Origin of the sequence: Butyricicoccus sp. OF10-2, assembly GCF_003481925.1 — a bacterium.
GTDB classification, from domain to species: domain Bacteria; phylum Bacillota; class Clostridia; order Oscillospirales; family Butyricicoccaceae; genus Agathobaculum; species Agathobaculum butyriciproducens.
In genome coordinates this window covers 1-12386 of sequence record NZ_QUMC01000013.1, presented here as the reverse complement: position 1 = coordinate 12386, position 12386 = coordinate 1, and the positions used below count along the sequence as shown (strand labels likewise).

General features: G+C 55.7%; 9 protein-coding genes and 1 pseudogene. 3 read left to right on the top strand and 7 right to left on the bottom strand.

The features are described 5' to 3' along the window. Nucleotides 1-169 precede the first annotated feature (169 nt). Together DXB00_RS08235 and DXB00_RS08230 are read right to left on the bottom strand one after the other, a co-directional pair. Nucleotides 170-3862 carry a M56 family metallopeptidase gene (locus DXB00_RS08235; protein ID WP_119214783.1) on the bottom strand — a complete coding sequence of 1231 codons (3693 nt, stop codon included), beginning with the start codon at nt 3860-3862 and terminating at the stop codon, nt 170-172. 12 nt (nt 3863-3874) lie between these two features. Further along, the gene (locus DXB00_RS08230; protein ID WP_118360575.1) at nt 3875-4246 is read right to left on the bottom strand and encodes a BlaI/MecI/CopY family transcriptional regulator; all 372 of its coding nucleotides are present in this window, start codon (nt 4244-4246) and stop codon (nt 3875-3877) included. 1033 nt (nt 4247-5279) lie between these two features. Between DXB00_RS08230 and DXB00_RS08225 the strand changes: the two genes are divergently transcribed. From DXB00_RS08225 to DXB00_RS08215, 3 genes are read left to right on the top strand one after another with little or no spacing between them, the layout of a single operon-like run. Then, a complete protein-coding gene (locus DXB00_RS08225) occupies nt 5280-5717 on the top strand; it encodes a hypothetical protein (RefSeq protein WP_118729243.1) in 438 nt (145 codons plus the stop codon). Between the two features lie 6 nt (nt 5718-5723). Beyond that, nucleotides 5724-6197 carry a ribonuclease domain-containing protein gene (locus DXB00_RS08220; RefSeq protein ID WP_118729244.1) on the top strand — a complete coding sequence of 158 codons (474 nt, stop codon included), beginning with the start codon at nt 5724-5726 and terminating at the stop codon, nt 6195-6197. 26 nt (nt 6198-6223) lie between these two features. Next, nucleotides 6224-6490, top strand: a complete 267-nt coding sequence (locus tag DXB00_RS08215) for a barstar family protein (protein ID WP_158574361.1) — start codon at nt 6224-6226, stop codon at nt 6488-6490. A gap of 323 nt (nt 6491-6813) precedes the next feature. Here the strand turns inward: DXB00_RS08215 and DXB00_RS08210 are convergent. The 5 genes and pseudogenes from DXB00_RS08210 to DXB00_RS08190 all read right to left on the bottom strand — a co-directional run bounded on the left by DXB00_RS08210 (nt 6814) and on the right by DXB00_RS08190 (nt 11732). Then, nucleotides 6814-7664 (bottom strand): annotated as a pseudogene (locus DXB00_RS08210) (MetQ/NlpA family ABC transporter substrate-binding protein). A gap of 70 nt (nt 7665-7734) precedes the next feature. Next, nucleotides 7735-8388 (bottom strand): methionine ABC transporter permease, encoded by a 654-nt coding sequence (locus DXB00_RS08205; protein ID WP_110435731.1) that lies wholly within the window; start codon nt 8386-8388, stop codon nt 7735-7737. Beyond that, complete coding sequence (locus DXB00_RS08200) at nt 8375-9400, bottom strand: methionine ABC transporter ATP-binding protein (RefSeq protein WP_118729245.1); 1026 nt, start codon at nt 9398-9400, stop codon at nt 8375-8377. Before DXB00_RS08200 ends, DXB00_RS08205 begins: the two co-directional genes overlap by 14 nt. 281 nt (nt 9401-9681) lie before the next feature. Continuing rightward, a complete protein-coding gene (locus DXB00_RS17185) occupies nt 9682-10404 on the bottom strand; it encodes a lysozyme family protein (RefSeq protein WP_227600490.1) in 723 nt (240 codons plus the stop codon). Nucleotides 10405-10565: 161 nt separating this feature from the next. After that, nucleotides 10566-11732, bottom strand: a complete 1167-nt coding sequence (locus tag DXB00_RS08190; RefSeq protein ID WP_119214782.1) for an ABC transporter ATP-binding protein — start codon at nt 11730-11732, stop codon at nt 10566-10568. Nucleotides 11733-12386: the final 654 nt, after the last annotated feature.

The window sequence follows — 12386 nt, the reverse complement described above, 5'->3', positions numbered from 1 at the left end:
TGTGAACAAAATCATGGGTTTTCAATTTTTGTTGAACGGGAGGTTGCTGCTTGAGAAGCGAACGGGTCTTGCCTACCCTACTGCTGCACATATCGGCTACTCAACGCAAAGGGCGGCGTAACAGCGCCGCCCAGAGGTTTTATTGGTTATTATGCTCAGCACCGCCGGATTAGACTGTATACAACTCGTAGCTATACGGAATCCACAGTGCGGGCAGGCTGCTGTCGGCTGTTGTCTTGTGCATGGTCAGCTTGACGTATTTGCCGTTTTCTTTACCGGTATTCGGGTCGGTAAACCGGTATGTCAGCGATGCAAATTCGTTATTATCGCCGTAAATCTTCACAGAATCACCGTCAAATATGCCGTACATATCACCTAAACCAAGGAAAAATGCGGCTCCCTGTTCCGGTATCTGATCTTTCTGCAATACTCTTTGCAGATTTGCCAATTCATCATCGGTATAGACCGGCAAATCAAGCGTACCGTACAGCAAATCAAACTGCTCTGCGGTCAATCCCTTTGCAGAATCGGCCAGATGCTCCACCGTTGTCGGTTCGGTATTGGTAATATCCTCAAAAGTCACCCTATCAGCGGCATAGACCTTATACTGTGCTTCGGTTGTCCAGTCGATACGGCTGACATAGACCTCACAGGAATTATTATCCGTATTAACGGCAACCTGATACGGCTGGTCATGCTGTGCGCCCATATGCAGGACCGCATAATGTGCACCGAGACTTGTCAGCAGCTGCGCACGGCGAACGGTACCGTCCTTATCCGTCAGGTCGTCGAGTACAAAATCATCCGCAGTGATATTCTGCGCGGCAGTGAACATTTCCTTGTACTTGGCGGCAATCTCCTGATTGGCCGGGTCATACTGCACATCGGATACATACGCCAGATAATAGGTCAAACCGTCCTTCTCGGCAAGCTGCTTGACCGGAGACGGATAGTTTTTCGTCCAGTTTTCGCCGTATTCGCTGTGCAAAACGGCGGTTGCGTCTACATTCAGCGTCATAATGCAGATGTCATGCGCCGAGCTGCTGTCTGCCTCATCCAGCATATTGAAATGCACACTGCCGTCCTCATACTGGCTGATGCCGACCGTATTATGGAACGAAAGTGGCAGCTCAAGCGTATAGTCCAGCACATCATTGCGGTATGCCACCGAGTTCAGGGTTTCGTCACCGTGTACGACGGTGGCCGCCTCCCCGTTCTGCATGGCGTACAGCGCCGCCGCCTTGTGCTGAATGTGACGGGCATCGGTGTATTCCAGCACCAGTGCGTGCAGATACGGCTCCACCGCCGTGGAGGTAAGCGACTTGCTCATGCTCTCCGGCACGGTGTACGTCCAGCCGTCAGCGGTTTTGGTGAGCACTGTCTGCTCATCTGTCAGCGCATCCTGCATGGTGCCGTCCGAATTGACCAGCCGATTGGTGAGCTGTACGCCGCCGGACGGCTCGTTCGCAAACGTAAATTTGATGGTATCACCGACTGCCAGCTCAGGCAGTTTGCCGGTTATCAGCGCACCTCTTGCGTTCGCACCGATGCCGAGCTCCTGTTCCCCGCTCTTGGCGGTGATGTCCTCCACCACGCCGACCGGCTGCCAGTAGCCCGCGGCGGTTTTCTCCAGCTGCACCTTAACCGGCGCACTGGAATCGCCAAATGTCAGCTGTACAACGGCAGTTTCTGTATTGCTGTCGCCTTCACCGAACGAACCGGTCGCCCGCCGGATGACCTCGGTGTCCTTCACCAGCATCAGATAGGAATCGCCGCGCAGCGCCATGCCGAAATACTGCATAGCCGCCTGTGCCGGATCGGCGTAGCCTCTTATCATCTGCGTATCCATGCTGTCGATGTACTGCGGCACGGTCGGCCACGACAGACCGGTCGCATAGTACGTCCGGAACAATTCGCTCTGCGTCATGCTGTCCGTACTGAGTTCGCGGATATTGCCGATCACCGAGCTGTTTTTGTTCTCGCGGATGGTCTGCACGGTGTAAGCCGAGCGCGCATCATTCACGCCGCTGCCCGACAGACGGAATACAACGCGGCAGCTATTTTCGTCATCGGTGGGTACAAGCACGAAATCCGTTGCAGACGGCGAGGACGGACCGTATTTCCACGTCCACTGCTCGCCGCCGGTCATAGCCATCTGCTGCGCGATAAGGTCTTTCTGACCGTCCGGCGTCAAAATCGGGAAGATATACTGTGCGCTCTTGTGCAGAACTGCGCGTGCGTACTGCTGCGCGAGATCCGCCGCCGTGCGGGAACGAACGCCGCTGCCGTCCGTCCAGTCCTGCGGCAGCCAGCCCTGACCGAACTGGTTGACCATCGTGACAACAACCTTGCTGTTATCCTTAAACGTGAATGTCACCTTGCGGATGTCGTTGTACGGTGCGGCATCTTGGTTGCTGCCTTCCACCTGACTGGCCGCCGGGAAAATACCGAGCAGCACTTCTGCTGCATTTACCGGGTCGCTGATATTGTAGCCGTTTGTGATTTTCCACTGGTTGCTGTCCGAGAGGAAATCAGGCAAGCCGAGATCATTCTCATACAACAGCTTAAATTCATCCAGAGAAGTAACACGGCCGTTTTCCGGCACAATCTCGCTGTTCGATACGGCCCACTCTCCATCCTGTTTTGCAAAGGTCAGCTTTTGTACCACACGTCCGGGAATAGTTTCGCCCGGATTATCGCTGAACTCTCTATCCGTGATCAAATAGGTGTCTTTCCCGTCCAGTTTGACCGTATAACCGAGATTTTCCGCCTCATTCGCCTGTTTTTGTGCCAGCTGTATACGCAGCTCTTTCGTTAGACCCTTATCGTTATCACCGACCGCGATCGTGCAGCTAAGCGAACCGACCAGAAGCGCGATCATCACAACGAGCGCGACACCGCGTTTTTTGACCGACTTGTCAAACAGTCCCTCAAACCGGCGCATGAGCGTCTTTTTGTCATCACCGAAGCAGGATACCAAAGCCTTTCTCTTTTGCGCCTGCGCGATAGCCGACCGCAGGATGGTCTCGCCATAGGCTCTGCGGTACGCGCCGTCGTGTCCGCGAACAACCGCGTCGTCGCACGCCGCCTCAATGTCCTCCTGCGCGAATCGCGCGATCAGATGCACCAGCGGATTGAACCAGTGCAGGCATCGTGCCGCCAGAAGCAGCAGCTTGAGCCACAGATCGCCATGCTTGTAATGCGTCAGCTCGTGGCGGAAAATGAACGCCGCATCCGTCCGGGAAATGCGCTCATCCGGCAAATACAGCGTCGGATGGATAAATCCGGCCAGCATCGGGCAGTCCGCCGCCGCAGATACCCGCAGTGGGATTTCCCGGTCAATAACCAGATCGGCGCACTGCTCCTGCAAAATCGTGTGCAGATCCGCGCGTTCGACCGAACGGGACTTACCTTTCAGGCTGCGTATCAGCCGGTAATAGCCAATCCCCTGCCAGAGTATACAGGAAATAACACCGGCCAGCCACAGTGTCAGCAGAATGTCGGTAATATCCACGGTCTTGACCGTGCCGGTGTCTGCCGCGCTGAGCATTTGCGCCTGCGTGCCCGTCACCCATCGGGCTGGGTTCTGCGCAACCGGCAGTCCGGCCTGCCGGAACGCCGTCTGGTTGCTCTGCACCACATAGTTGGTGCGCGGCATGACCTGCACCGGCGCCTGCGGCAGTGTCAGCTGCACCGGAACGAGCAGCCGCAGCGCGAGAATCGCCCACACCACACATACCATACGGGCCGGATAGCGTTTTTTCATCAGCCGCCGCAGAATGAGCGGCACGAGCGCCGCCAACGATACGGTCAGGCCGATCTGCATCAGATTGTTGAGCAGTTTTTCCGAGAATTGCAGCATAAGATCCCCTCCTTAGTGCGCCTGCCTGTCGAGGAACGCGCGCAGCTCGTCGATGTCCTGCTCGGTCAGTGCGCCCGCATCCGACAGACTCGCGACCAGATTTTTCACCGAGCCGCCGCACAGCCGGCGCAGAAAACCGACGCTCTCGCGCTGACGGTAGTCCTCCTCGCTGACGAGCGGCGTGTACAGGTTTTGCCGTCCCTCCTTCGTGCAGGAAAGAAATCCCTTGTCGCACAGGCGGGACAGGAACGTGAGCACGCTGGTCATTTTCCAATCCTTATCCGCGTGCTGCTGCACCTCGGCCGCCGTGACCTGTGTGCCCAGAGACCAGATTGTCTGCATGACCTCCAGCTCCGCATCGGGCAATCGCTTGTCGTTTCGCATAGTCTAACCCTCCTTCTATTCTACAAATGTAAAACACCTTTTATTGCTTATATTCTACAATAGTAGAAGATGGTTGTCAATCCTTATTGCACAAATTCCCACAAAGTGCGCTGACATATACAAATTGTTTACATTTTGTAATTTTTATTGCGTTGACAGTGCTGTTTTTTTAGGATATGCTTTAATTAGATGCGTTTGATTTATCAATTCGGCACGGATTTTTCTGCACCGGCTGACCGGGGTATGCTAACTGCGTAAGCGTGTTCGCCCCTAACGGGCGGGAGGTTTTTCGCTGAGGTTCAGCGAGGGATTCGCCGCCGCTGCGGCGGGAACGTCGCGGCACCCGCGGCGGGGCAAAAAGGAAGGACAACCTGCGGTTTTCCTTCCTCTTTGAACTCCTACCTTTCCCTTGCTTCCTAATCTGGCGCAGATTACCGACATGTGACTGCTCCGAAAAGGGGAACGGCAGAGGATTTTTTCTACCGTGTTTTTCGTAACCTGTTCGCAGGGTCAGATACCGTTCTGCTACACAGGTCGGAGGGTCAACGCAGGCGCAACATACTCGTGTTGCGCAACTCGTTAGTCTGGAGATTATGGACGGCACCTACGAATCTATCTATTTAGTAGCATTTATCCTCGCAGGTGCCGTCTGGTATAACACGTTAAAGAGTTGTGCGGTACTGCTATGCCGCACCCAGCGGAGGTGAAACCACATATATAGCAGAACGGTATCCGGCACTGCGTATAGGTTTCGACATGGGAGCACACTGTGCTCCCCTACGGTAGAAAAAATCCTCTGCCGTCCTCCTGATCGAAGCGGTCGCCGATCTCTGGTCTGCGCCAGACTAAGAAATAAAGGGAAACGGGAGTTAAGAGGCTAGAAACCGTAGGTGTCTACCCTCTTGCCCCGCCGCGGGGCGCGGCGAACTCCCGCGCTCCACAGCGCGCACCTCCCCGCCTGATTTCAGGCAAAAAACCTACCGTTCACAATCAAAAATCTGTTTTATATAAAACCCAAAGGAGTTAATTTTCCATGCGAAAAACCGTTTCGCTCGTGTTGGCTATCTGCGGCACGCTGCTGCTTCTGCTGCTGTTCGCCACCGGACGTTTGATCTATACCCACGTTTACAGCCAGGACTTTTCCGACATCGCGGAAACCGGACCGCAATCCACCATCACCCTCACCGAGAATGACGTGGAGGTACCGCAAACCGACGACAACCAGAAAACCGCTATCATACAGCTTCTCAGTGAGCAGACCTACACCGCCTATCCGCACTTTATCAAGCCCAGCCAGAACAAGCTGACTGCCAACCGCCTGACCGTGACTTTCCAGAACGGCAACTCGATCGGCGTAAATACAGACGGCTATGTGTTCGTCAATGGCAAGCTGCGCGCCATCAAGAGCGGTGACGGACGCAATCTGTACCACGAGCTGTTCGTGCTGTTCTATCCTACGGCGAAGGAGTAACAGAATATGAAAAAATTAACCGCTTTATGGCTGTCTCTGCTGCTGGCGTTCGGCACACTGACCGGCTGTGCCGGTCAAATCGGCATTATTGGCGGGGCGGACGGACCGACCGCCATCATCACCTCGGACAGCGCTTCCGCTGTTTCCGTCACCGAAGATGGGCAGTACGACAGCAAGAACGAGGTTGCCGCCTATCTGACCGAATACGGGCACTTACCCTCCAACTACATCACGAAAAAGCAGGCGCAGGCACTCGGCTGGCAGAGCGGCTCGCTCGAGCCGTATGCACCCGGCTGCTCGATCGGCGGCGACCGGTTCGGCAACTACGAAGGCACCCTGCCGGACGGCAGCTATCACGAATGCGACCTCAACACCCGCGGAGCCGACAAGCGCGGCGCGGAACGGCTGGTCTACGCGGACGACGGCCGAATCTACTACACCGCCGACCACTATGAAACATTTGAAGAAATCACAGAATAACAATTCAAATTTCGGGGGAAATGAGAATGAAAGAACTGCTTTTGGATGCGGAAACGCTGTACACGCGCGAGCAACTGCACGATGTGCTGACCAAGGTGTGCGGCTTCCCTGCTGACTACGGCCGCAATCTGGACGCACTGTACGACCTGCTGACCGCCTATCCGGCGGCGCGGCTTACGCTGCGGCACCCGGAGATGCTGGTCGTACATCTCGGCAATTACGGCGAGCTGGTGCTCCGCGTGCTGGCGGACGCGGCCGCCGAAAATCCGGCGTTTACGCTCAATGTACAGTAAACAGGCAAAACAAAAACCGAGGCATCCGCCTCGGTTTTCTTTTTATTCCGGCTTGCTTGCAAGCCGCACCCGCATGGCAGGATTTCGTCCAGAAATCCGAGCCATTGGCTCCGCCGCAGCGGACAACGCGTAAGCGCGCATATAATAGAAAAAGGCGGTCTATGCCGCCTCTTTTCATAAAATCCCGCGACATGTGCGTGAGATTTTATACAAGTAAGGGATTCTGTGTGCCCGCAAAGCGGGCGCGCAGAATCCCGCCCCAGACATGTCCGAGCTATTGCTCGGCATGTCCTCCTCGATCACGAGCGTGGTCGTGATCGAAGTTAGAATACGGTTACGACTGCACCCTTATAGGTCTCGTCAACGTACTTCTTAACGTCGTCGCTCTGCAGCGCCTTCTTCAGTGCCTGAATCTTGTCGCTGTTCTCCTCACCGGAACGGCAAGCAACTACGTTTACATAGACCTTAGCGTAGTCCGGGTTCTCGGTGATGAGGGAGTCCTCAGCGGCGTTCAGGTCTGCCTGCAGTGCATAGTTGCCGTTGATAACAGCAAGGTCAACGTCTGCCAGAGAACGCGGCAGCTGCTCAGCAGCGATCTCCTGGATGTCCAGGTTCTTCGGGTTCTCGGTGATATCCAGCTTGGTAGCGTCAGAGGTCGGGTCAATGCCGTCCTTCAGCTGATCAGACCGGCATCCTGCAGCAGAAGCAGTGCGCGAGTCTCGTTGGAGCCGTCGTTCGGAATGGCAATGGAAGCGCCGTCCTTCAGCTCCTCGATGGAAGCGGTCTTGCCGGCGTAAATGCCGAACGGCTCGTAGTGCATATCGAATGCAGAAACCAGATCCGTGCCGTTCTCCTTGTTGAAGTTGTTCAGGTACGGGGTGTGCTGGAAGTAGTTTGCATCCAGATCACCGTCAACCAGTGCGGTGTTCGGCTGCACATAGTCGGTGAACTCAACAACATTCAGGGTGTAGCCCTCAGCCTTGAGTGCATCCTTTGCCGCATTCAGGATTTCAGCGTGCGGAGTCGGGGTAGCGCCAACGGTGATCGTCTTGTCGTCGCCTGCTGCAGCGCTGCTGCTGTCAGCTGCAGCGCTGTCGGTCTTGCTGCCGCCGCAAGCGGTCAGTGCGGTCAGGCACAGGGCGCCTGCCAGGATTGCTGCGATTGTCTTCTTCATGGGAATTCGCTCCTTTTCTGATATATATCATTTTTAATGATAACAAAATAAAATTGAGAATGAAAAACGATTATCTGTTTCTCTTATCCAGATGGTGTGCAAGACGCATGCCGACCTCCTGAAAAATCTGAACAACGATAACGATAATGATAACCGCTACCAACATGATCGGGAAATTATAGCGGTTATAGCCGTAGTTTACGGCTACGGTACCCAGACCGCCGCCGCCGATAAAGCCTGCCATTGCGGAATAGCCGAGGATGGTAACGACCGAAATCGCGCCGCCGACCATCAGGGACGGCTTTGCCTCCGGCACGAGCACCTTCCACACGATCTGCCACGGACTTGCACCCATGGACTGTGCGGCTTCGATCACACCGAACGGCACCTCCTTGATGGAGGACTCGACCATGCGGGCTACATACGGTGCTGCCGCAAAGGTCAGCGGAACGATCATCGCAGTGGTGCCGATGGCCTTGCCGACGATCGCGCGCGTAATCGGCGTAATCATAACGGCAAGAATCAGGAACGGGATAGAGCGCAGGATATTGACAACCACGCCCAGAACCGTGTTGACGATCGGCATCGGACGAATACCGCCCTTATCGGTAACAACCAGCGTCAGACCGAGCGGCAGACCGATCGCATACGAGATAACGGTCGAAACAATGACCATATACAGGGTTTCCCAAAGGCTCTGCGCCCAAACATTAAACGGAAGCATAATCGGCTACCTCCTCTGCGTGTATGTTCTGGGTTTCGAGGTACGCCAGTGCGCGTTTTGCCGCGCGTTCGTCCTCGGGAAGCTGCAGGATCATCTGACCGTAAGCCTTGCCATCCATGTTCTTGGTGTCCGCGAACATAATATTTACCGGCGCCTTGCACTCGAGCACCATGTTGGAGATTACCGGCTCGAACGACGAATTGCCGTCGAATACAATGCGGCAGTACCGCTTGCCGGTCGCAAGAGAATTGCGCTTGCCGTCCGGATAGATAAGCTGCTTGGCCATTGCGGATTTCGGTCGGGTGAACACCTCGTCCACCGTACCGACCTCGGCAATACGGCTGGAATCAATGATTGCAACTCTCTGGCAGATTTCCTCGATGACCGCCATCTCATGCGTGATAACGATGATGGTGATGCCGAGCGTCTTGTTGATCTCCTTAAGCAGTGCGAGGATCGACCGCGTTGTCGTCGGGTCGAGTGCGCTTGTCGCCTCGTCGCACAGCAGGATTTTCGGGTTGGTCGCAAGTGCTCGTGCAATCGCCACACGCTGCTGCTGACCGCCGGACAGCTGGCTCGGATAGTTATCCGCACGGTCTGACAGGCCGACGATCTCAAGCAGCTCACGCGCCCGCTTTTCCGCATCGACTTTGCTCGTTCCCGCAATCTCGAGCGGAAAACAGATATTCTGCAGTGCGGTTCTCTGCTGCAGCAGGTTGAACTGCTGGAAGATCATACCCATCGACCGGCGGGCCTCCAAAAGCTGCTTTTTGCTCAGCTTTCCAAGCTCCTGTCCATCCACCGTTACCGTGCCCTCGGTGGGCTTCTCCAAAAAGTTGATACAGCGTACCAGTGTGGACTTGCCTGCGCCCGAAAGACCGATAATGCCGAAAATCTCGCCGCGATAGATATCAAGGTCGATACCGTTCAGCGCAACTACCGTTCCGGCTCTGCCGCGAAAGGTCTTGTTCAGACCCTGAATCCGGACGATCACATCCTGTGCCACATTCATTCCTCCTTACATTTTCAAAAGAAAAGCGGAAAGCAGGTTTCTGCTTTCCGCCCGTTTTCTGTATCAGCCGCATGAAAAGCGGCCCGCCTATGCGTTTCAGCCTTACGGCTGCTTCGCAGAAAAACGAGCAGAACCACACATCATGCACATTTCCATTCGAACTGCACGCACGGTGATTTCCTCCTTTTCCTGCGGTTTAAATACTCTAAGCTGTGGGATAAGTATAGCTTTTTACAGGCGGTTTGTCAAGTAGTTTTGTCCAAACAGAGCGTAAAATACGATCACTCGATCAAATACTGCTTCACCAGACGGGCATAGAACATATTGCCGTAGGCATACCGCCAGCCGCCGTTTTCCTGAACTGCCATCGGGTTATCATACTGGATGGTATTGCCGCCAGACTGCTTCTCCGCGAATTTCTCAGCCAGCTCGGTGCTGTACACACCGTTGAACTTGGCCGCGTAATCGAGGAAACCGCTGCCGTAATTATACGCCTGAATGATGCAGTCCAGATCACAGTCCAGCGATTTGCCCTTGCTCAGCAGGTGTGCAAAATAGGTGCAGCCCTGCCGGATCGAGCTCTCCTCCTCGAGTGAATCGTTCGGCAGTCCGGCGCTGCCGGAGGACTGCATGATGTCGGTCAGCTTGCCGCCGCTCTCCACCTGCATGATGGCCAGCAGTACATCCGTGTACTCCGGAATGCCGTTCTGCTCGGCATATTTCTGCACCACCGGCTGATAGTACATAACCGACTGATAGACATTCACTGCCTTGGCTACCTGCTTGACCTCCTCGGTCGCGCTCGTGCCGGAATTGCCGGTATCACCGTCCGCGCCGCTCTGCTGCGGTGTGCTGATCAAATGCCGAAAGGCGAAAATAAGCACAATGAGCAGGACTGCCAGCCCGAGCAGCGCAAACTGCCGACGGCGTGCCCGCTGTCTGCGGCGCACTTCCGCCTCGGGCAGACGGCGTCTGACCGTTTTCTGCGTTCTTACCGGCTGCATATGCCGCGTACTGCGATGTGCATGGGCGGTTTTCCGCCGATAGCTGCCTCTGTTATGTCGTTTTTGTTGCTTTCTTGCCATGTTATCACTTTCCTGTGACAAAGTGGTTGCTCTCACCGGTGACCGGGCGGAACCTCCCCTGTCACCATTGGCATTATTGGCTATTTTACCACAACATTGCGTTTTGAGCAACATTTCAGGCGATCATCATGTAATATTTTCCAATTCCGATTTGCTCCGCAGCAGCCCCTCCTGCTGTGCCCAGTCGCGCAGCACGCGGTTTTTTCGTTGACCGGACCGAACAAATCCAGACAGCAGACCGCATTTCCGCACTGCCGTACAAGCGCCTGCGCACGCGCGTAAGCGTCCTCACCGATCGGCTGATACGCCCGCTCGGTGACGGTCTCGACCGCCAGAGCACGAGCCGTCGGCAGCTCTACATCGTTCTCCGGCAGAACGCCTGCCGCGAACGGAATGCCGCGCCGCTGCAGTCTGCGGTACAGTGCCGTTCCGCTTCCGCCGCCGCCGATAACGAACACACGCGGCTCGCCTGTCACCCGCTCGAGCTCCAGACTGCCGAACTGCTCGTTATAGGTGCCGCGCTCGAGGTCATACAGGGTGCGGATGTAGTCGCCGGTGAATACCTGCTCCGGCGTGCCGCAGCGCTCAATTCTGCCGTTGTGAACGCAGATGAGCCGGTCGGACAGCTTCTGCGCCAGATCAATCTCGTGCAGCGAGAGAATGACCGCCACCTGCTTTTCGCGCACCAGCTGCTTGAGCACGGTCAGCAGTTCCAGCTTGTAGCGAATGTCGAGGAAGGAGGTGGGTTCATCGAGCACAATGACCTCCGGCTCCTGGCAGATGGCGCGGGCCAGCAGCACACGCTGCCGCTGTCCATCGCTGATGCAGGAAAAATCGCGGTCGGCAAGTTCATCCGCGCCGACAAGCGCCAGCGCCTCGTCCACCTTAGCGCGGTCCTCGTCGCTGAGCAGACCAAGCCGTCCGGTGTACGGATAGCGGCCTGCAGCCGCCACATCCCAGCAGGTCATCAACTCCGGCCGCACATGCTCGGTGAGCAGCACGGACATCGTGCGCGCAAGGTCACGCTCGGGCAGGGTCTGCAGCGATTTGCCATCCAGATATACCGTACCGCCGATGAGCGCCAGCTGACGGATGAGGCTTTTGAGGATGGTCGATTTACCCGAGCCGTTCGGACCGATGAGCGTTAAAATCTCACCGCGGTGAACACGCAGGGCGATGTCGCGGATGAGCGGCACACCGCGGTAGCCGACGGTCATTTCTTTTGTTTCGACGAAAGGATGGGACATTTTGTACCTTCTTCTTTAACATGATTGCTTACGAAGCAAGAGAATCTTGCCTACCCGACAGGGGCGCCGTGCCTACAGCGAAGGGCATAAGGGTGGACACCAAGGTTTCCACCCTTATGAATCCCGTTTCCTTTTGGGATAGCACGGCGAAATTTGCAGAGCTGAGACTCGCAAAGGAACGGCAGAGGATTTTTTCTTCCGCAGGCACGTTTAACGCGCCCATGTGTCCACATATTCGCAGTGTCAGATAGCGTACTGCTACACATACCGGCTACTCTGTGCAGGGTGCGGCATAACAGTGCCGCACGATTTGTGAGCCGGTTATAATAGACAGCATCTGCGTAGATAAATTCTACTAAGCAGAAAAATTCGTAGGTGCCGGGCGTTACAGCGTGCCCAAGGGTTGCGCGGCACTGCCATGCCGCGCCTGCGGAGACCTTCCGACCTGTGTAGCAGTACGTTATCTGTGAACCGCGAAAAAGCGGAGAAAGACACGAAAGAGTAACCCGTCTGCCGTTCCCCCTTTTCGGAGCGGTCGCCGGTCTCTGGTTTGCGTCAGACTATCTCACAAGGGAAAGGTAGGAGTTCAAAGAGGAAGGGAAACCGCAGGTGTCCCTTCCTTTTTGCCCCGCGGCGGGCGCCGCACTCTCCCGC

What these genes read in the sequence shown, in the direction of transcription:
- DXB00_RS08205 (WP_110435731.1), bottom strand. Translation starts at nt 8,388, where the DNA reads ATGCTTCCGTTTAATGTTTGGGCGCAGAGCCTTTGGGAAACCCTGTAT.
- DXB00_RS08230 (WP_118360575.1), bottom strand. Translation starts at nt 4,246, where the DNA reads ATGCGAAACGACAAGCGATTGCCCGATGCGGAGCTGGAGGTCATGCAG.
- DXB00_RS08220 (WP_118729244.1), top strand. Translation starts at nt 5,724, where the DNA reads ATGAAAAAATTAACCGCTTTATGGCTGTCTCTGCTGCTGGCGTTCGGC.
- DXB00_RS08235 (WP_119214783.1), bottom strand. Translation starts at nt 3,862, where the DNA reads ATGCTGCAATTCTCGGAAAAACTGCTCAACAATCTGATGCAGATCGGC.
- DXB00_RS08215 (WP_158574361.1), top strand. Translation starts at nt 6,224, where the DNA reads ATGAAAGAACTGCTTTTGGATGCGGAAACGCTGTACACGCGCGAGCAA.
- DXB00_RS08200 (WP_118729245.1), bottom strand. Translation starts at nt 9,400, where the DNA reads ATGAATGTGGCACAGGATGTGATCGTCCGGATTCAGGGTCTGAACAAG.
- DXB00_RS08190 (WP_119214782.1), bottom strand. Translation starts at nt 11,732, where the DNA reads ATGTCCCATCCTTTCGTCGAAACAAAAGAAATGACCGTCGGCTACCGC.
- DXB00_RS17185 (WP_227600490.1), bottom strand. Translation starts at nt 10,404, where the DNA reads ATGCAGCCGGTAAGAACGCAGAAAACGGTCAGACGCCGTCTGCCCGAG.
- DXB00_RS08225 (WP_118729243.1), top strand. Translation starts at nt 5,280, where the DNA reads ATGCGAAAAACCGTTTCGCTCGTGTTGGCTATCTGCGGCACGCTGCTG.